The sequence below is a fragment of the Flavobacterium humi genome, from assembly GCF_004745595.1.
Classification (GTDB): domain Bacteria; phylum Bacteroidota; class Bacteroidia; order Flavobacteriales; family Flavobacteriaceae; genus Flavobacterium; species Flavobacterium humi.
Genome location: NZ_SRLH01000001.1, coordinates 177653 through 197767, shown reverse-complemented (window position 1 = coordinate 197767; position 20115 = coordinate 177653). Strand labels below are relative to the sequence as shown.

General features: G+C 42.4%; 11 protein-coding genes. 2 read left to right on the top strand and 9 right to left on the bottom strand.

From position 1 onward, the window contains the following. Nucleotides 1-42: 42 nt before the first annotated feature. The 6 genes from E4635_RS00770 to E4635_RS00745 form a co-directional block, all read right to left on the bottom strand. Nucleotides 43-7137 carry a choice-of-anchor J domain-containing protein gene (locus tag E4635_RS00770; RefSeq protein WP_169630175.1) on the bottom strand — a complete coding sequence of 2365 codons (7095 nt, stop codon included), beginning with the start codon at nt 7135-7137 and terminating at the stop codon, nt 43-45. Nucleotides 7138-7226: 89 nt separating this feature from the next. Next, nucleotides 7227-13406, bottom strand: a complete 6180-nt coding sequence (locus E4635_RS00765) for an Ig-like domain-containing protein (RefSeq protein WP_211518707.1) — start codon at nt 13404-13406, stop codon at nt 7227-7229. 395 nt (nt 13407-13801) lie between these two features. Continuing rightward, nucleotides 13802-14536 carry a DUF72 domain-containing protein gene (locus E4635_RS00760; RefSeq protein WP_135524704.1) on the bottom strand — a complete coding sequence of 245 codons (735 nt, stop codon included), beginning with the start codon at nt 14534-14536 and terminating at the stop codon, nt 13802-13804. Continuing rightward, nucleotides 14533-15264 (bottom strand): DNA-formamidopyrimidine glycosylase family protein, encoded by a 732-nt coding sequence (locus E4635_RS00755; protein WP_135524703.1) that lies wholly within the window; start codon nt 15262-15264, stop codon nt 14533-14535. The genes E4635_RS00760 and E4635_RS00755 overlap by 4 nt, the downstream gene beginning before the upstream one ends. Nucleotides 15265-15359: 95 nt before the next feature. Continuing rightward, the gene (locus E4635_RS00750; protein ID WP_135524702.1) at nt 15360-16052 is read right to left on the bottom strand and encodes a DUF3667 domain-containing protein; all 693 of its coding nucleotides are present in this window, start codon (nt 16050-16052) and stop codon (nt 15360-15362) included. Nucleotides 16053-16083: 31 nt separating this feature from the next. After that, a complete protein-coding gene (locus tag E4635_RS00745; protein WP_135524701.1) occupies nt 16084-16326 on the bottom strand; it encodes a hypothetical protein in 243 nt (80 codons plus the stop codon). 89 nt (nt 16327-16415) lie between these two features. On the opposite strand from E4635_RS00745, the gene E4635_RS00740 reads away from it, so the two are divergent. Next, entirely contained in the window at nt 16416-17174 is a 759-nt protein-coding gene (locus E4635_RS00740) for a response regulator transcription factor (RefSeq protein WP_135524700.1), read from the top strand. A gap of 59 nt (nt 17175-17233) precedes the next feature. On the opposite strand, the gene E4635_RS00735 is transcribed toward E4635_RS00740, so the two are convergent. After that, a complete protein-coding gene (locus E4635_RS00735) occupies nt 17234-17953 on the bottom strand; it encodes a DsbA family oxidoreductase (protein WP_246020620.1) in 720 nt (239 codons plus the stop codon). Between the two features lie 91 nt (nt 17954-18044). Further along, entirely contained in the window at nt 18045-18416 is a 372-nt protein-coding gene (locus E4635_RS00730) for a winged helix-turn-helix transcriptional regulator (RefSeq protein ID WP_135524699.1), read from the bottom strand. Nucleotides 18417-18516: 100 nt separating this feature from the next. On the opposite strand from E4635_RS00730, the gene E4635_RS00725 reads away from it, so the two are divergent. Beyond that, entirely contained in the window at nt 18517-19149 is a 633-nt protein-coding gene (locus tag E4635_RS00725) for a nitroreductase family protein (protein WP_135524698.1), read from the top strand. Nucleotides 19150-19202: 53 nt separating this feature from the next. On the opposite strand, the gene E4635_RS00720 is transcribed toward E4635_RS00725, so the two are convergent. Next, nucleotides 19203-20063, bottom strand: coding sequence for a nuclear transport factor 2 family protein (locus E4635_RS00720; RefSeq protein ID WP_135524697.1), 861 nt, complete (start codon nt 20061-20063; stop codon nt 19203-19205). Between the last annotated feature and the right edge of the window lie 52 nt (nt 20064-20115).

Sequence of the window (20115 nt, the reverse complement as noted above, 5' to 3'; positions counted from 1 at the left end):
TACCCACACATATTGGGCAGGCAGGCTGCTCTTATTTAGATTCTAATGTTGTCTGTTGATATATACCCAACCCGTAATGGTCGTGTTATCTTGCTTGACAATAGTATAGAAATAGGTGGCATCAGGTAACACATTCCCTTTATTGGACAAACCATTCCACTGATTGGTATATTCTCCTTTGAATGCATACACTTCCATGCCGTAACGGTTGAAGATGATTAACTCCTTCACTCCCATTCCCGTCAGGTCAAATTGATCGTTTGAACCGTCATTGTTTGGCGAAATACCTCTAGGGATCATTCGGCACGGATTGCTTGTCACGGTAAATTCTTTCGTAGCAAGGCAACCATCCGCATCTACAGTAACATAGAATGTCAATGGCAGGCTTAAAGAAGGATTCTGCGCCAGATACTCATCAACATTAAAAGTAGGACTGTCTGAACCTACTACAGTATTGCTTTCGTTCGTCCAGAGATAATCAACAGTATTCGGATCGAATGAACTATCAACCGGGTTTGCATTGAGCAATAATGATTGGTTTTCGCAAACGTCTTCAATAACCACTACCGGTGCTTCATTGACTGTAAGTGTCACACTCTCGCTTCCGGCAAGATTACAACCCTGGGCAGTTACAGCATACGTAATCGTATACACTCCAGGAGCACTTCCAGAAAGAGCAACAGCTCCTGTTCCAGCATTAAGCGACAATCCTGATGGTGTAGCTGTAAAATTACCTCCTGTTGTGAATCCTGCATTTGTTGTCATAACCGGTGCAGTCCCTCCAACACAATACAATGCTTTATCATAGGCAAATCCGACTACAGGAGTAATCAATTCGTTTACGATAACTTCTATTGGGGTTCTTGGCCCGATACATCCGCCGGCATCTACCAGAGCAACGTAGTAAGTTGTTGTTCCAACCACTGCCGTTGACGGAGTTGGAGCATTAACATCTCCGGTACCGCCCGTAGGAAGTGTAAACCATTGCAAAGTATACCCTGCCGGTGCTGTTGCTGTTAAAGCTGTAGCCGCCTGGCTCGTGCAATATTCAACCGGGGAAGTTACCGAGGCTACTTGCGTGAAACCTTCATAGGTAACTACGATTGGTTTTTCGCAATAGCGGGTTTTCCAGTAATAAGTATATACACCCGGTACTGTAAAGCCTGAAATGGCAGTTGTCGTATTGGCCGGAGCATCGATAACAGTAACACCAGGATTGGCGTCATCTGCAATCCATTGTCCTATTCCTACAGCTTCAACAGTTAAAGATGTCAGGTTGCATGGCAAAGTGGTATCTTCTGTTACAATATCGGTATTCGCTTTAAAATTAGCAGCGTCTAAAATATGGCCGATGGCATTTTCCTTCACTCTAAAAATAAATCGTGTAGTGGCTTGACCGGTTGGAATAGTATAACTTCCCTTGATCAAATCCCAAATCAAACTATCAGCATGATCTTCTGCAATTACTGTGAAAGGTCCTGCTGGAGGCCCGGCAAACAATTGAATTGTTGTACCTGTACCGTTGGTTTGTCGCGTTGCACTGGCAAAACTATAATCCATTACGGTAATTTCAGACGTATCGAAATCTTTGTATAATCCTTTGATATTAGGATCTGAAGGATCCCAGGCATCAGCACCGTCTTGTGTTAACTGAAGACATTGGCCGCCTGCATAAGGCGTCACATCGCCGGAATTAGATCCTTCCTGGAAGAACATCGTCCCCCAATCTGTATTGACTCTCCATCCCGGTACCACAGTGGCATCGATAATAGTAGAAATCCCGGTAACATGCTGCATCGGCAGTTTTTCAAAACTATAATTGAAAGCATTCATATTACAGATATCCGATGGCGTGCTCACACAAATGTCAAATCGCTTGTCATTCGCTCCTGAAGCATCCAGTTTTATGCGTACTTTATAAAGGTTTCCTACGGTTAATTCAGAAGAATACATCGTTACTAATGAATTATTTTCACTGCAGGATTTCTCCACAAGCGATCCGTCTGGCTGTACTTCGTATAAAGACAGGATGATTTTTGGCCAGGTTCCGTTAAAAGCGCTGGCATAATAGCTTCCAGGGTTGAAATTGCTCAATTCGACAACCTGAACTTTTGAAGCCGCTATGAATTCATACCAAATATCGCCGCCATTCGCACCTGTGCACGATGTTGGGACATTCGAAACTGTTGCTCCGATGAAAGAAGCATTGGTTCCTTGTGATACGCAAGCTTCAGAAGAGTTTACAGTAAGCCTGATAGCTGTAGCCGGTTCGTCGTTTTTAATGAATACTTTCGGGCCTGTCCAATAACTTTTATCATTGGAACCACAAACGGCTCTTACAAAAAATTCATTCGTTCCTGCTAAAGGAGAATAAAAATCGGAAGCTACCGGTGTATAACTCGGTGTATTTACAATAACTCCAGATTGTGGGATTGATCCTTGGCCTAATGGCTGTACAAAAACTTCCCATTGTGTTTCCGAACCGCCCGGAGTCCATGAAAGCACTCCAAGGTTGCTTACCGCCAAATTAGTCGGCTGAGGGCAAGTAATTACAGAACAATTCGAAATTCCCGTATAAATATTGGTATTAACCGTACCCAAACCAAGAGGGCTGGTCCAAACCACATTTCCGGCCTGGTCTTTAATTACAGCTTGTGCTTCAGCATATTGAAGCCCATTTCCTCCCATTCCATTCCAATATAGGCTAAATTCAATACCGGAACATAAATACACTTGATGGTCAACCACTGTAGGCTGGTCAGGTGCATCTACAGGGAACGTAATCGTTTGTAAAACCTCACCGTTTTGCATTACATCCAATCCTGGATATACTTGTCCTGTATTACCATTAGTAAGCGAAATAGTGTATTCGCACATATTGGCAAGGTCGCATTTTGTCAAGATTTCCAAAGGTCCTATCCATTCGCTTTGTGAACTTCCGCTACAAACCGCTCTAATATATACCTGGTATTTAGTTGACGGTGCAAGCCCTGTTATCGTATAAGGATGTGCAGTGGCTGTTTGCAGGTATTGAGGAAGGGTACTGCCCACCGGAGCAGGCGTACCAAATGGTTGTACTGAAATCTCCCATGTTGTTTCAGAACCTACCGCTTCCCAATTAATTCCGGCCGTGGTATCCATAATAGTGCTAACCGCTGCATTTATTACAGATGGACATGCCGGAATATCTTCTACAATTACATTATCTATGAAAGTATACTGACCTCTGTAGTTCCACGGGTTTGGTGGAAAGAAAGGTGTATGGAATCCAATATTGATGTTTGACGCAGTGGTAATCCCGTCTAAATTGATTACCATCTCGCGAACTTGTTCATTATTAATATTCTGATGAACGAATGTAACATTTAAAGGACCTGCTGCTGTTACGTCAGCATTCGCTGATATGGTTATGGATGAACCATTGATGGCAACTACTGTTGAACCAAAAGGGATTACCCAACCCGGAATATCTACCCTATCCCCTATCTTCACACCTTGAGTGGACGTTAACGTTATGATATCAGAACCTGCAACAGTCCCGGTAGCATCTGTAGGGATTACGGTATTATTCTCATATAAAAGCGTAAATTGATTCGTAGCTACTCCGTTTACCGAAAGCATTACTTTCAAATCTTCTTCGAAAAAGCTGTCCAGTACTTTATAGTAAAAACGAAGCCTCTGGCCGGCATGTGCCGTAAGGGTTGGCGTGATTAACCAATCGTTGTTGTTTCCATTAGATCCTGTGAACAAAGCAGCCATCTGATCCCCGAAAATTGGGTTAACCGGCTGGTTCAGGTTCCAAAGGTTCCCGTCACCATTGCCATTGACAACTGTCCAGCAGGATTCTGTATTGGAATTAGAATCAAACGTTTCAAGGAAAGGTGTCGGTAGCGGATTACAAGTAGTCTTGAACGTAAAAGGCCCTACCCATTCGCTGCTTTCCGTAGCGTTACATACTGCCATAACATAATATTCGTACGTAGTATCCGGTGTTAAATTGGTAGCATTGTAAGCCGGTGTCGTATTTACGGCTGTCCCGGAACCAGTAGGAACTCCTCCTCCGGCTTCCTGAACTACGACCTGCCATTGGGATTCGGTATTTCCTATATTCCAGCTTAAATTGGCCGTTGTAGGTGTAATCGCGGTAACTGCTAAATGAGAAGGATTCGGACATGCCGGTGCTTCTTCAATGACAAAATCATCAATGACAACATTTCCTGTCGCAGATGGGTTATCCATCGTTGGCGGAAGCCTGAAAGCAATGTATGTTGTCCCTGTCCCATTCAATAAAACAGAATCTTCCATGAAGGCACCATTGGTAAAATCATGTGCCGGAATTAAAGTCGTATACGTACTGAAATCGGGTGTGGATGACATCAATACTTCAAAATTCCCCCTTGGAGACGGGAAAAATACAGAAGTTGTTACTCTATATTTGAAACGGAGCCTTTTGGTACCAACAGCATGAACCGGCGCACTGATCAGCCAATCGTTATACGTGGAGAAAGGTTCGAAGAAGTTGACAGGCTGCGGACGGATACTTGCTTCCGTTCCGGAGATGCTCCATTCTGCAGGATCGCCATCAACATTATTGGTAGACCAACAGAATTTCTTCGTATTGGCATCTACATCATTGAAACTTTCAAAATAAGGAACCTGTTGTTCGATACACAACGTATTGAAATTGATTGGCCCTGCCCAGGTACTTTGTGATGTAGCCGAACAATAAGCTCTTACGTAAAATTCATATCGCGTAGACGGATCTAAATTTGTCAGCGTGTACGGATTCGTATTTACGATAATCCCCGGAGTAGTCGGAACACCTGTCCCTAAAGGCTGGGCTACCAATTCCCATTGGGTATTGTTGTAACCGTTTGTCCAGGAAACTTCCGCTGAATTTGTGGTTATGGAACCTGCCGTAACTACCGGATAACTTGGTTCTGAACAAGCTGGCAAGTCTTCTACATGTACATCATCGATATATATCCAGCTTCCGGTTTGGTTAGCTCCTTGCGGTACTATCCAGGCAATATTGATATCTCCCGTAATATTTGGCAAAGGAACAATCGCTTCGATATAGTTGTAGGCGGTCGTATAAGAAGTCAAAGGAATTACGGTGGTGGTGAAGTTTTGCGCTCCAACGCCTGTAGTGGAAATTTTTATTTCAAAAGAACCCGGCCCACCGGTAGGATTATTTACAATAAGCCCCCAGTTGCCATAGATATTATACTTGAAACGCAATCTTTTCTGGGTTACCCCATCCAAATGGAATTGCGGCGAAACAAGCATATCATTGGTATTGTTCTCTGCATTGGAAGTGCGTAATTTCGCTACTGGTTCACCAAATCCATCAGTACCAAAGTGGAAAAAATCACTATCGTTGTTAAGGTTTAATTGTGACCAGCAGCTATTCATGCCGTCATCTTCAAAACCTGTATAATAAGGAGGTGTTATAGGATCACACGGTGTCCTGAAAGCAAATGGTGCAGACCATGCTCCCGGAGTACCGCCACAAACAGAACGAACATATATATTATAGTTTGTCGCTGCAATAAGCGGCGAAACTATATTGTTACTGTTTGTTGCTGTAGGAATTACAGTATCTGAAGCTGTAGGAGCTCCTAAAGAAGCCAGTTTCACGATATATTCCCAGTTACTGACTAAATTTTGAGGGTTAGCCCATGAGAAAGTAGCACTCGTTTGCGTCAGGTTATCATAAGAGATTCCTGCAGGAGTAGGACAAGATGGTGCCGATAAAGTAAATGTAAAGCAAATACTGGCTCCGTCCTGGTCAGGATAGTATGTAAAAGGCGAAGAAATGACAAAATAATACGTTTGCCCCGCCTGCATATACACATTTTGAAGTTGGGAAGAGTTACTATTGCCCTGTCCTGTAGTAAGTGAACCCAGGCAGTTTGCCGTGGTTCCAATAGCACAACTGTCAAAAATAAACACACTAGATAAAGTGTTATAACATCCTGACGGATAATCAACATTTACCGCTTGGCTGATATTTACCAATCCTGAAGCAGTTGGTGTGTAAGACAAAAAGGCATGGTCTCCCGATAGCCAGTTCTGGGTAGAACCAAAAGGCTGGCAGCTCAATCCTTGAGAATCATAAACAGTATAATTCTGCGGATCATGGAATGTACTTAAGTTGGTGCTTAAAACATATGGCGTTGTTGTTATGCTTGTGGGCACCACAATAGGCGTGGCACAATCCAGTCCCAACTTTGCTGTGGTAACCGGAAAAGGCCCGGCCCAGGCACTTGCCGTAGTACCGTCGCAAACTGTTTTTATATACACATCATAAGCAGTACCGTCTGCTAAACTTGAAGCAGTATAAGAAGTTCCCGTTACCGGAGTCCCTCCGCCTGGAACATAAGGAGTATCTTTAGGGACAATCTGAATCAGGAAATTATTCGCTGTAGGATGTGTCCAGTTAATGACACCTCCATTTGCAGTCATCGTAGCAGTAATCCCTGTTACCGGAGTACAACTGGAAATAACCCTTGCATTGTCTATAAACCAAGTATCCCCGCTGGTTGCAGAGGTCCCTGTTTGTTGTGTTATGGCAACAAAGGCAACATATACCGGTATTCCTGCCGGAATGGAAGGAATGGTTACAATTTTTTCTTCATAGGTAGTGGCTGAAACATTCAGCTGGGCTTCCGTCCAGGATTGCAGTATCACATTAAAATTACTGATATCCGGCTGGTTCGCTGTGGTAAGCCTTACCTGGTACGTCGTTCCTTTATTGGAAAAACTACCTTGCTTTGTAAAAAACCTGATCTCAGTAATATCTGTTGTCAGGAATTGAGGGGTAATCAAATAATACTCCGCCGTGGTGCCGACCGTATTATTTAAAGCCGGGTTTACCATAGCTCCCGGTGTCGAGAGGTATCCTCCTGTAGGAGTTGTGGGTGCCCAGTTGTTCGTAACTGCCTGGTTACTGGTAATAGCCCAGGTAGCTGGTATCCCACTGGTAAAATCTTCCAGCGGCATTTGCGCAAAAGCAGCATTTGAAAATAATCCAAATGTAAATATCAGCAAGATACTTATTCCGAAATTTTTCCTCCATTGAAGAAAAAGCTCCGAAATAGCTACCCAATGAGATATGGGGATTTCTTTTTGCATTTTTTTAATTTTTTGGTTGTTAGACATCATCTGGTATAAAAAAGAGAAGCAAGGCAACCTTGATGATTGCCTTACTTCCCGGTAATTTGCTATTTTTTGATCACTCTAAAGAATTGAACGTTTTCTTCAGAATATACCTTAACTACATAAGTTGAAGATCCGAATGCATTAAAATCCATTCTGACAGTTGTTCCATTAGCTTCTATAACTTTCAGTTTCTGGCCTAATAGATTATACAATTCAACCTTTGTTATGGCTTCTTTCGCCGTAATAGTCAATTGATCTGTTACAGGGTTTGGATAATATCGCACGCCTGAAATCTCAAAATCATGAGTATCAAGGCAACCTCCCTGGGCCAGGATCGCTAATCTTGGTCCTTCGCATCCGTTTACTGTTTGTGAAACAAAATAAGAAGCGTTTAAAACCACTGGCGTCGAAACCGGCAAAACAGTACCTAGCGTTGCAGCATTGTACCATGTAAAGGTCGCGCCACCTGCTCCGGTCACCGCAAAATCAGCAATTGTCCCAGTAGCACAAGAATCTTGTATTCCAGCACCAGTCGGAGCCGGCGTATTTGCCACAGTGGCCGTAACCGGTACCCTTACTGATTCGCATACCTCATCAAATGTCAAATTATGGAAACAATTGGTCGTATTGGCCGTAGTGCTGATCGCATCGTTAAGCGCAGAAACATTACCTGTCAATTTAAGAGGCCCACTAGTTGGATATGCAATGGCACCAGTACTGTTCCCCAAAGTATTGATAGTAGCCGCTAAACCATTTGTAGCCACCAACCTGTAACCTGTTCCTACAGGAATAGTATAGTTAAGTGTTACCACCTGAGCCGTTGTTCCGATGGTTCCAGTCACTAAAGCCGGAGTAAAAGTAACCGGAGTTGTCCCGGCAACAATAGCTCCTGAAGCATCGTATAAACTGATGGTTATCGGTGTAAGTGCTACAGTGTTTTTTGGATAAACCGTAACTGTTTTTAATTTCAGGTTATTGGTAACATCAAAAGCAATTCCTTTAAACAAAGCTGTAGAAGCACTTGTTCCAGTATAAGCCGAAGTATTCACGGCTCCTGTAGATTCTGCTCCTGAAGAAACATAATATGTTGTTGTTGATGTTACAGCAGGGCTGAATGAAGTACCTGTTGCCACTAAATTACCGCCTATTGGTGCATCGTACCAGTTTAGGATAGTACTTCCGGAAGCAGATAAATTAGCCGTTCCCGCAGTACAGATCGAAGCAGGCGTTACCGAAGCACTTGATGACGAAACAGTCACGGCAACCGGAACAGAAGTCCCCGTGCTTGACGAACAGGTTACGTTACACTGGTAAGAAGTGTCTGCAGAAGGCGTCGCAATGTACGTTGCTGCAGTAGCTCCCGAAATATTTGTCCATGTAGCGCCACCGTTAGTAGAAATTTGCCATTGGTACGTTACACTTGCCCCAATTGTTGGAGTTGTCAGGCTCAATGTTGTAGATTGCCCTAAACATACCGAAGCCGCTGATGCAATTGTAGCTCCTGGTGCAGGAACTCCTGCGCAGGCAACACCTTGTGCATAAGCAAAATTACCTAAGAATCCTCCAGTTTGTGGCGTAGCCAAATAAAGTGTCGGAACGTTTGGCGAACCAAAATAAGCCAACTCAAAAGTAGTAGCGGAAGCCGGAGTGGAAACAATATCGTAAACTCCGTTTTCAGTAGCGGAATGCACGATGATATTAGAAGCAGTAACCGGTGTTGACAAGGCTCCCAACCTAACATTATATCCTGTAAAAGCTCCTGCAGATCCTACTCTGCTCACTTTCCATCTTTCAGCGCTTATATTAGAAGCATTCGCTGGATTTGCTGTTCCCGAATTGGTATCGAAAGCTTCAGCCATCAGTTCTACGCCTCCAGCTGAAGAAATGAAGATCGGCATGTATTTTCCGTTTTTCCCTACCGGGAATAATTTGTATTGTGAAAGCGTGTTGTCAAACCTGTTGGCATGCACGCACGGCCCGTCAATATAAGAAGTATTTCCTCCATTGGTAATACTGAAAGAACCTCCAAAATAAGTTGCGGACGTAACATCGGAAACACCGCAATATATCGGATAAGCCGCCGAAGTATGAAGGATACCATTGGCCAAAGTAACAGATGACCAAACCCTGAAATTAGGCACTTGAAGCGTTACTCCTGCCGGGTTTGTATTGTTGATGGTCAAGCCCGATAAAGCATAACCTGAAGATGGCCCACTGGTTAATGCCCATTGGTTTGCTACCCATGAACCGGAACCTGAAATCGTTTGAGGCAATGTAGACGGCCCGGCCACACCGTTGGTAAAACTTCCAAGGTATAAAGGAGAGGATGCCCACGGGAAATTGATAGTACCGTTATTTACGATATTACCGCCCACATAAACAGTTCCGCTGGCAAATGTTTTCCTGAAAGCACTTCCGGCAGTAACCGTAAATGTATTCTGGACATACATATTGAATCTATTGTTGATGTTATTGCTGCTTACGTTCATGAACCTACTGTCCCCGTTTGGAGCATCAACCGTTAGGTTCCCCAAAGAAAACAATCCGTCCATTGCCTGGAACTGGCAATTGAACCCTGTAGATACAAGTGCCGTATTCTGAGTCGAGATACCGTCACCGATTTGTAAAGTATGGTTCAGACCGGCAGCATAATTAACCGGCGATGCATAAATGAACGAACCGCTGGATTGTGTATTGAAAGAATATAAATTCAGTACCAAAGGAGATGGAGCTCCCGCCTGGATCGGTTCGGATAAAGTCAATTTAGGCCCGGACATATCCGTTACAAATGTCCCCGGATTTATACCTGCTCCTGAAACTGTCATACCAATAACTATAGCAGGATCGGCAGCAGTTAAAATTACAGTATAAGAACCTGGTGTTACCCCGGCAAATGACAATGCCTGCTGAGCGGTAATTGGCGATGGGGCCAAACCGGCTACAGGTTGTGACAAAGTAATTTTAACCAAGCTGGTAGGATAATCATTACCGCTAATCGCTATACCGGTAATTACTGAACCTGCCTGTATACCTGTTCCTGAAACGCCTGTTCCCAAAGCTAAATTTGCACTGGCAGCATCCATCCCAAGGACTACGGCGGCACAATTATTTGCCATAGAAGAGAAGTTCAAAGGAGTCCCGGCAGCTACAGGAGCCGTAACCGGAGCTGATAATGTCAAAGTAACCGGAGGGAAAGGAAAACCGAAATTCCCAACTGTTACTGCGGTAATAGTAGTACCTGCCGGAATATTGGCATGGCCCGATATTACTTGCCCTACAGCAAAAAGATTCGCTATATTCCCCATACTGGCTGTACTTCCGGTAATGCTTCCGTTATAGGTAAACGTTCCGGCAGCCCCTTCTGTACTCAAAGAATAATTCCCGATAGAAGTAGCAGAAGCCGGAGTTCCGATATTTACAAGTGGATCAACAATGGTTATCTTACCACCTGTCAGTGCTAAATTAGCCGTTTCAATTTTGCAGGAAGCTCCGCCAAAAGCAACAGAAGTCGCTGCATCACCTGCATTATTACTGTCAATGATGATTTCCCCACCAGTCTGGTTGAAGAAACTTCCTATTTTATGCGCTACAAAACCGTTTACTTTCAAATTACCGGTTGTCATTGTATGCGTACCATAATTATAAAAAGCAGCATTGTTGTTCGTACAACCTACCGTCATAGTAGTGCTGCCTGCATTGTTTGCCAATGTTCCTCCTTTGGAGATAATCACACCGGCAGCATCAGCCGCAGTAGTTACCGTAACTGTATGCCCGCTGGCAATCGTAGCTACATTTCCGCAAGAAGGAACAACAGATCCAACCCATGTGGAAGGATTGTTCCAGTCACCTGAACCTGCAGAAGTAATGGCTGCTGCCGTATTCAAAACCGATGCATTGGCAACTCCTACATAAACAGGTGCTGCTGTTAAATTTGCCAAAGACAAATCTTTTCTAAACGCAAATGGCTGTGCAGTACCATCTTGATGAGTACCTGCCAAAGCAGCTGACGCATTCATTAATCTTGAAGTACCGTCTATCGCTTCAAAAGCGCCGTTAGCATATACTCCTACCCTATGATTTCCAGCTGTAGTATAATAAACCGCTGCACCTGCAGGAACCGCATTTCCGTCAGGAGTGGTAAAAACCCAGTTCCCGTTATATTTTTTATTGATCGTGTAACTGCCGTCAGCAATGGAAAGGCTTCCTGCAACTGTATTGGCATCTGTATACGTTACCGCTACTTCTCCTGCTGTTGTAGGATTGGCATCAGGCAACAAATACAATGACCTGTCCAGTCCTGCTCCGCTCACAAAAGGATACCAAAACGGTTTATAATTATTATCTGTTCCAGGGTATTCTGTTCCCGGCTGTACATTTTTAGTATTGGAAGAAGACATCCATCTTGATACCGTTCCATTAGTAAAACCACTTCCAGGAAGGATTGTTACGCCATTTAAAGAACCGAAACTTCCCAGGATAACCCTGTTTCCTGAAGTCACATTTATTCTCCCCGATGTTAAAATCAAAGTAGATTTAATCCTAACTCCATTCACATCCCAAACTACGTTTGTTGCAGCAGGAAAAGTATTGGTCACTTCCAATTGATTCAGGACACCAGCCACATTGCTGAATCCGTTTGTTCCCGGAAGCGAGCCTCCCATAAAACCGGATGGGTCTACTGTTATCGTTTGAAGCAAAGAACCATTCAGTGTCAATCTTCCGGAAAAATTACCCGTATTCCCAAGGCTGCTGTCAAATCTTGCTGATGGTCCTACATCGATATTATGGCCTATTTTCAAATATTTACCATTGGTTCCGTCATGGTTGTTAAACCGGGCGCCACCTGCGGCAATATTCAAATCATTATTAATGGTAAATTCATCCATAACCGAACTGATGGCGTACTGCACCAATGAATTCAATCCTGCCAGGATCAAATCCTCGCATCCTGAATATCTTGAATCGATCATCACTACCTCATCATCATTATCCAATACGACAGTATCTGCCGGAGTTGGTACTTTATCACCGTCCCAAGTACCTGGCTGGGACCAAAGTCCTGAATGCGCGCAGGTAATTTCTTCAGGCATTCTTGAAACAAGCGAAATATTATCAATGGAAGCCGGAGCACTCGTTCCTGCCGATGTTCCATTTGTCCACACGAAAATTAACCTGAAAGGCATTCCCGCAAAAGATTTAGGGATAAAAGCCGTAGCTTTGGTCACCGAAACCTGCGGATTGGAATTGAAAGAGATCAAAGTAGCACCAGGCCAGGAAACACCGTGTGTAAAAGGAGACGTTACCTGAGTATTCGTCCCTGCTACTGTTTGGCTAATTGGTGCTGCCCATACTTGCCATCCCGCTCCGAAAGAAGGATCCGATTTTACATCAAAAGTTAATGTCATTGCGGTCTCGGCAGAAGGAACATTAATATCCCTATAGAAATAAACAGTCCTGTTTACAGGGTATCCTCCATAAGAATAAGAAGCTCCGTTATCATTGGTAACATAAGCGGCATTACCTGAAATTCCGGCGGAAGTTGCCGAGAAAGTCAAGGTTTGGGCCACGGCAAGCGCACTATTGTTGATCGATGCTCTTGATAACCCTAATGTTGTCCCGTTAATGCTGGCAACATAAGTATTGGCACCGATAAACCCTGGCACGGGAGCAATAGCCATACCTACGGCAATATTTGGATTCGCCGCCGATAACGCAACCGAATAGGTATTGGCACTGATAGAAGCATTTGTCAGTTGGATAGCACCCACACTCATCGTTCCGGAATATTTTCCAAAACCTAAAGTAGTACCACCGGCACTGACTATGGCATTTTGAGACAACGTTAGGGTCGTTCCTGAAATACCTTGTACAAAAGTATTGGCAGGAATGGCACTTCCGTACACTATCTGGCCTATGGCGATGTTGGCATTAGCCGCTGTTAAGGTTACTGTAGGCGAACCATTTGTCGTAGCGCCTGTTGCCGTTATTCCGGAAGCGGCATTTCCTACAGCCCATTTTATAGGACCTGATCCTTCATTTGCCACAGTCCATCCATTTGCCGCAAAAGTGTTCCCGGAATTAAACCCACCGTCCGTTGCCGGATTGATCAGGGTTGTTTGCGAAAAAGCACTGTTTGCAACTCCAAAAAGCAAAAGTGTCCAAAACGTGCTGTGAAGCCGCCCTGTACTTTTGCCGAAATCAAAGTAGTCAATTACTTTGGTGAATCGTAATTTTTTTTGCATAATCATATTGCTATTGGTTTAAATAATAGGTGATGAAAATAATACCCTTATTCCTATTATTATAAGTGATCCCTTTGCTAATTCCTGAAATTTGAAAAGCAAAAAACAAATACAATTACTTGATAATCAATATGTTGATGGATTTATTAATTATTTATTAAACCTCCCATAACACACATTTGTTTTGTAGGTTTTTTAAGATATTTTTAAGAATTTTTGTAATTTATCAGAAGAAATTATAAATAAAACAACGATGGATATAGAAATAAAAAGTATTGTTATTTTATTACATAAAAAGTTATAAATATAACTTTTTATGTATTTTAATGATTAGGCCGTTTATTTTGATAAAAGTCCAAACGAACTATTAAAATCATAAACAAACTATAGCTGTTTTATGTTAGAGGTGTTAAAAGGGCCTTCACTTCCAAAGCATTCAAAATTCCTGCCTGGCTGGCCGTATTGTTGAAATAAACAAATGCTTTTTTACTTTTTTTGCTGCTGCAGATTAAGTTCTTCAAATAAGAAAGTTCTTCATGGGAATAAGCGGAATAAAACAATTCGGGTTTTCCATGCAATCTGAGGTAAACAAGCGGGGCTTCGGTAAAAACAGTATCAGGCAGCCCAGGATAACTAACACTACAAAAAGTTATGTTATGATTGGACAATTCGTTCCACACTTCAGGGATCCACCAGCTATTGTGGCGGAATTCCAGCACATTTTCAAAATTAGGATCAAGGTTTTTTAAAATGTCTTCTAATTTGTCAGGGCTATACTGGTAACCAGGAGGAAACTGGAACAAAATGCAGCCCAGCTTTTCCCGCAAGCCTAAACGGCAAGCCGTATAAAAATCTTCGATTAATCCTTCGCAACCCGACATTTTTTTAATATGGGTTATGTCTTTGGGCGCTTTCACTGAAAATAAAAAATCCCCGGGAACTTTATGGTACCAATTGTCCATGCTTTTGACCGTAGGAGGTTTGTAAAAAGTACCATTCATTTCATAGGTGCCGAAATGCGTGCAATAGAAATCAAACCACTTGGATTTTGGCAGCTCTTCCGGATAGAAAATACTCTTCCAGTAGGCATTGTTGAAACTGGAACACCCGATGTTGACTTCCTGCTTCATTGGTATAATTTTTGGCAGTTGATACAAAAGAAACTTCTTCTCTTTTTGAGCCCGGTATATTTCAGTACAATGGGCAAATTACATCTCTGGCAGGTTTTTTTGGTGTGGGCAAGCCAATGTTTTTTCAGTTCATAGTGCTTCTTCCATTCCAGGAATTCAAAACTGTAACGTGAACATTCCTCAATAATGGTATCTATAAGTTCCGAAGGGATTTTCCCGGTCAGGGATTCCGGATGCGTATGGGTCCTGTACAGTACTTCGTTTTTGATGATATTGCCCACGCCGGAGAAAATATCCTGCTCCAATAAAGTATCGCAGATCATCTTTTGAGGGATTTCCTGTAGTTTGCGTTTTGCCTTTTCCGGATCCCAGCTTTCATTCATCACATCTGCGCTCCAGTCGTAATAAAGGTCCAGGTCGCCTTCCAGGAATTTTATAGAACAAGTGTACAGGTTGATTTCGCCATTGGAAAAAACGAGGCTCAGCCGTGGAACACTTTCTTTTCTTTCATTGATCCTATAAGCGCCAAACATCAGAAAATGGACTTTGAGCGTAAATCCTTCAAAACAAATCAAAAAATGCTTGCCCCAGCTTGTAAAAGAAAGCACGGTTTTGCCTTCCATCCTGTCAATGCCAATGGTACTGTTCCCGGAAACGGCAATCACTTTGTGTCCTGCAAATTGCTGTACTTCTTCTTTTACGATTACTATGGAAGGACCTTCTGGCATGCGTTCTCGTTTTAGGATATGCCATAAAAATACAGCAAGCACCATAGAGAACTGTTATACAATTCTTGGCAAAGCTTACATCTGAAAAAAGAAAATTAGTAATGTTTGAGGATCAAATCGATCAAAATACCCAAAATTGTTGCTGAAATACCAAAGGAAATCGTCCCTAATACATAGGAAATGAAGGATTTTATATAACTGACCGGTTTTCTTCCGTCAAAAAATTGCCCTATCGCCCAGGTAGAATAGATGAAAACAAGTGTAACCGAAAGCTTCATCAACTGAATTCCAACGATGCCTTCAACAATGGCAAAAACAGCAAGCATCAGCATTCCCATCCCGATTACGAAGCAAAGCAGGATCAGGATTTCAAAAAAATTATAACCATGCTTCTTGAAAAACAGCCGCAGCCAAAAAGCAATAAAAACTCCCATTAAAATATTGGCATATCCGTAATGGTCCTGGATCCATTTGTTGATGGCAATAACTGCATACTGTTTACCATTATCAAGCTTGATATATCCTTCTTCAATCTGGAAAAAATGACTTATAACACTATAAATCAATGAAGTTACAATAATAAACAAAATCGGTTTTACCAGCCTGCCCCTATTTTCACCGATAAAATCCCTGATATTCTGCCCGGGCCGTATCGTTAATTCGCGGATAGTATACAAAATGCCCCGTTCGAAATGCAGGACATGCTCAATTTCATGGAGAATATATTTTGCGTCTATCCTTTGTGGTTTTGCATCTTTCCCGCAATGGGGACAATATTTTTCATTCATGTCTCATGGGTTTTACAGTATTGATCCAAAATCATGGTTTGATTTCTTCTCGCTTCTTAATTTCTATATCAATCTTGTTCATGGAAGCATAAGTAGGAATAAGGGTTGCGATCGCCAAAGGAATAAATGTAGGCAGCAGGTTTTTTAACACGAAGGCCATAATCAACAAAACTACAATCCAGCCGTTTCGCAATCCGGCCATGGCTGATTTCAAATCCTTTCTTTGCTGGCGCAGTTCTTCCAGGCTACATTCGGAGAGTGGTTTTTTTTCCATAGGATGAAACGCTAAAGTTTTATACAAAAAAAGGCAAAGGTTCCGGATTCCTTTTTACACTTTTGTGTAGTTTTTAGTATTTTTATCCAATGGAAAATGAAAAAAGCGCCTTATTGAACAGAAACCGGATAAAATCCGAGGAAGAAGACAAACTTCAGTTCGGCAATTACCTCGATGTGGTGAGATCTTTTGCCAAAATAACCTACCAAAGTGTATATGTGATTGATTACGAGCAGATGAAATTTGAATATGTATCGAACAACCCTTTGTTTTTATGCGGTTATACGGCGGAAGAAGTCCTGGAAATGGGCTACAATTTCTATTTTAACAATGTTCCCCAGGAAGACCTGGAATTATTGGGGCTGATTAATGTCCTTGGGTTTGATTTTTATGACCAGCTGCCCAATACCGATGAGCGCAAATCCTACAGTATCTCCTACGATTTCCACCTGAAGGGCAAATATGACAAGCCTGTCCTGATCAACCATAAACTAACGCCGCTTTTCCTCAACAAAAACGGCGCCGTCTGGAAATCATTGTGCATCGTGTCCCTTTCGCACAACCAGCATGCCGGGAATGTGGCCATACACAAACAAGGTACCGATTTGTTCTGGAAATTGGATATAGCCCAAAAGGCATGGATCGCAGGAAAAAAATCGAAACTCAAGGAAAAAGAGCTGGAAATGCTCCGGTTATATGCCCAGGGCTTGACAATCCATCAAATTGCAGAAAAAATGTTTGTTTCACCCGATACCGTCAAATATTACAGAAGGAAGATTTTCGAAACGTTCGATGTCAAAAATTTTACCGAAGCCCTTGCCTTTGCCATAGACAATAAAATTATCTGATCTTTGGGAAAGCCCAACACCTTTTTTAATATTTAGGCAACAAAGAATTCAAATAGGTTTTAGTCGCATTTTTTTCCCGGGGTGCAGGAGTTCCCTTCGATAACTTCTTGTTTAATTTCATGATTCTCTGTTCGCCATTCGGCAAATGCCTTTTCGAGAACCTCAAGAAAAACAGTGCTGTCCTGTGCTCCTGATACAGCATATTTACGATTCATTATAAAAAAAGGCACGCCACGGACGCCTATTTGCTGCGCTTCGCTCTGATCGGCCATTACAATAGGGATGTATGTTCCATTTTCTAAAGCTTCTTTTAGGGCTATTTTTTCCAAACCGATTGTTTCCCCTATTTCCAAAAGAGTATTTAAATCATTAATATTCCTGCCTTCTGTAAAATAAGACCGAAAAAGAACCTCTTCAGCTTCTTCTTGCTTTTCCTTTGTTTTTGCAAATTGGATCAGCTGGTGGGCTTTTAGCGTATTGGCCGGGATTGCCTTTTCAAAATGATATACAAGGCCGGCTTCTTTTGCCGTTTGAGTTACCTGGGCGTGCATTGCCACTGATTCTTCTAAAGAAATAGCATATTTTTCAGAAATTAATTCATAGGTGCTTTTAGCATAATCATCGGGCATATCCGGATCGAGCTGGTAACTTTTCCAAAGTATCGCTACACTTTCCTTATGGGCAAATCCTGTCCATGCTTTTTCGAATTTCCGTTTTCCGATATAACAAAACGGACATACTACATCACTCCATATCTCTATTTTCATTTTACTTTCCATGGTTGTGTTTTTTGTTTATTCCCTGATGGGTTTTCTCTTTATATTTTGTAATAAAAGCACTCTCGTTTTTATAAAACAATACGATGTACCATTAAAGCACTTCTTCCTTACTCGTCTGGAAAATATATTTCCGGTGTTCCATTCCCCATTCTGCCAGGTTATCAATGACAGATTTAAGCTTTAACCCGTATTCGGTCAGTTGGTATTTGACGGTTATAGGCTGGGTTTCCAGGACGGTCCGTTTGATGAGCTTGTTCACTTCCATTTCTTTCAGTTCCTTGCTCAGCATCTTGTTCGAAATCCCGCTGACATCTGTTAAAATATCCGAAAACCTCCTGCTTTCATGGTAACATAATGTGGCAATTATCGAAACTTTCCATTTGCCGCTCAGCACATCCATCGTATCATGGACGGCCATTATCCTTTTTTTGCATTCCGTGGCGGAACATTGTGTGTCTTCCATAAGTTACTTTGTTACCGTAATGTTACTATTACTTTTGGATACAAAGTTACTAAAAGTAACAAAGGTTTAATAATTTTGCTTACAATTTAAAACATACCTTATGAGTTTACTTGATAACCTGAAGTGGCGCTATGCTACCAAAAAGATGAACGGCGAGGCTGTTCCACAGGAAAAATTAGAATACATACTCGAAGCGGCCCGCTTGGCTCCCTCTTCTTCAGGCTTGCAGCCGTATGAAATCCTGGTGATCAGCAACCGCGAATTGTTAGAGCAGTTAAAGCCTTTTTCGTACAACCAGGAACAAATTACCGATTGTTCGCATTTATTGGTTTGGGCAGCCTGGGACAGTTACAGCCTGGAAAAACTGGAAAATGAATTCCATTATACCTTGACGGAAAGACAATTGCCATTGAACCAAATGGATGATTACAAAAACTTTTTGTGGAGCGCTTATGAGCCTTTAGGCAAAGACTGGCATGCCATACACACGTCCAAACAAGCATACATCTCCTTTGCCATGGCCATCGCTGCTGCTGCCGAACAAAAAGTAGACGCAACGCCTATGGAAGGTTTTAATCCGGTGGAATATGACAAGATTTTGGGCTTAACCGAAAAAGGGCTCAAAAGTGCCGTTATCTTACCTATCGGATTTAGGGACAGCACCAACGACTGGAACGAAAGTTTGAAAAAAGTCAGAAAGCCATTCAGTAAATTGGTTACCGAAATCAAATAATAAATACCGGAAAGGCGCTTCATTTGCGCCTTTCCCTATTTTACAAGGCAACCTTAGAACTTCCCGTTGTTGTTTTTCCACTCTTCTTTGGCTGGAATGGGTTCGATAACATCCCAATGTTCCGCAATTTTACCGTTTTCAACCCGGAATAAATCATAAAAAGCATTATACTCTTTACCGAAATGCCCTTCGCTGACCACCAGGACAAAATTTCCTTCTCCCAAAACTTTATGGATCTTATCGTATTTCAGGAAAATCCCTTGCTTGGCAAGTGCTTCAAGTGTGGCACCAAGGCCTGAAAGCTTGTCCGGGATATTCGGGTTGTGCTGGATGTAATTGTCGCCATCAAAATAACCGGCCAGTTTTTCCATTTTCCCTTGTACCAAAATCGATTCGACAAAATCGCGGACCAACGCTTTATTCGCTTCGGTTTTATCCAAATCCTTGATTTCAGTAGCACCGTCAATCATCGTATGCCCGCTTGGGTTGGGTTTTGCCGTTGTTTGCAGGTTGTCCCAATGTTCTACAATCTTCCCTCCTTCAAAACGGAAAATATCAAACCCGATTTTTGGCCCGAAAAAATCATACTCCGTGTGGGTGAACACAAAATCGCCATCCTGGAACGCCCTGATCGTATTCACTTTGGCAGAATTGGGCGGCAAGGTTTTCATCAAAGCCCCAAAACCGGCAAGGCCGTCGGCTGCGCCCAGGTTATGTTGGATGTATTTGTCCGGATTGATATACCCTACAGGTCCAGAATCACCTGTTTCAATTGCTTTTAGCAAACGGATTGCTTTTTGCCTGTTTTCCATTTTTCTTTCTTTTTTAGTTTTTGAAATCGGCTGGTCCTGTGCATAGGCAGCAAAGGATCCAAGGCCGAGAATTACCGTTGCAGCGATCAGTATTTTTTTCATCTTGTTTTGTTTTAATGACAAGGCAAAATTGCAACGGATGCCCAAAAATAAA

Excerpts from the sequence above, each read along its gene's own strand:
- E4635_RS00730 (WP_135524699.1), bottom strand. The coding sequence starts at position 18,416 with ATGGAAGACACACAATGTTCCGCCACGGAATGCAAAAAAAGGATAATG.
- E4635_RS00745 (WP_135524701.1), bottom strand. The coding sequence starts at position 16,326 with ATGGAAAAAAAACCACTCTCCGAATGTAGCCTGGAAGAACTGCGCCAG.
- E4635_RS00750 (WP_135524702.1), bottom strand. The coding sequence starts at position 16,052 with ATGAATGAAAAATATTGTCCCCATTGCGGGAAAGATGCAAAACCACAA.
- E4635_RS00720 (WP_135524697.1), bottom strand. The coding sequence starts at position 20,063 with ATGAAAAAAATACTGATCGCTGCAACGGTAATTCTCGGCCTTGGATCC.
- E4635_RS00740 (WP_135524700.1), top strand. The coding sequence starts at position 16,416 with ATGGAAAATGAAAAAAGCGCCTTATTGAACAGAAACCGGATAAAATCC.
- E4635_RS00725 (WP_135524698.1), top strand. The coding sequence starts at position 18,517 with ATGAGTTTACTTGATAACCTGAAGTGGCGCTATGCTACCAAAAAGATG.
- E4635_RS00755 (WP_135524703.1), bottom strand. The coding sequence starts at position 15,264 with ATGCCAGAAGGTCCTTCCATAGTAATCGTAAAAGAAGAAGTACAGCAA.
- E4635_RS00770 (WP_169630175.1), bottom strand. The coding sequence starts at position 7,137 with ATGCAAAAAGAAATCCCCATATCTCATTGGGTAGCTATTTCGGAGCTT.
- E4635_RS00735 (WP_246020620.1), bottom strand. The coding sequence starts at position 17,953 with ATGGAAAGTAAAATGAAAATAGAGATATGGAGTGATGTAGTATGTCCG.
- E4635_RS00760 (WP_135524704.1), bottom strand. The coding sequence starts at position 14,536 with ATGAAGCAGGAAGTCAACATCGGGTGTTCCAGTTTCAACAATGCCTAC.
- E4635_RS00765 (WP_211518707.1), bottom strand. The coding sequence starts at position 13,406 with ATGCAAAAAAAATTACGATTCACCAAAGTAATTGACTACTTTGATTTC.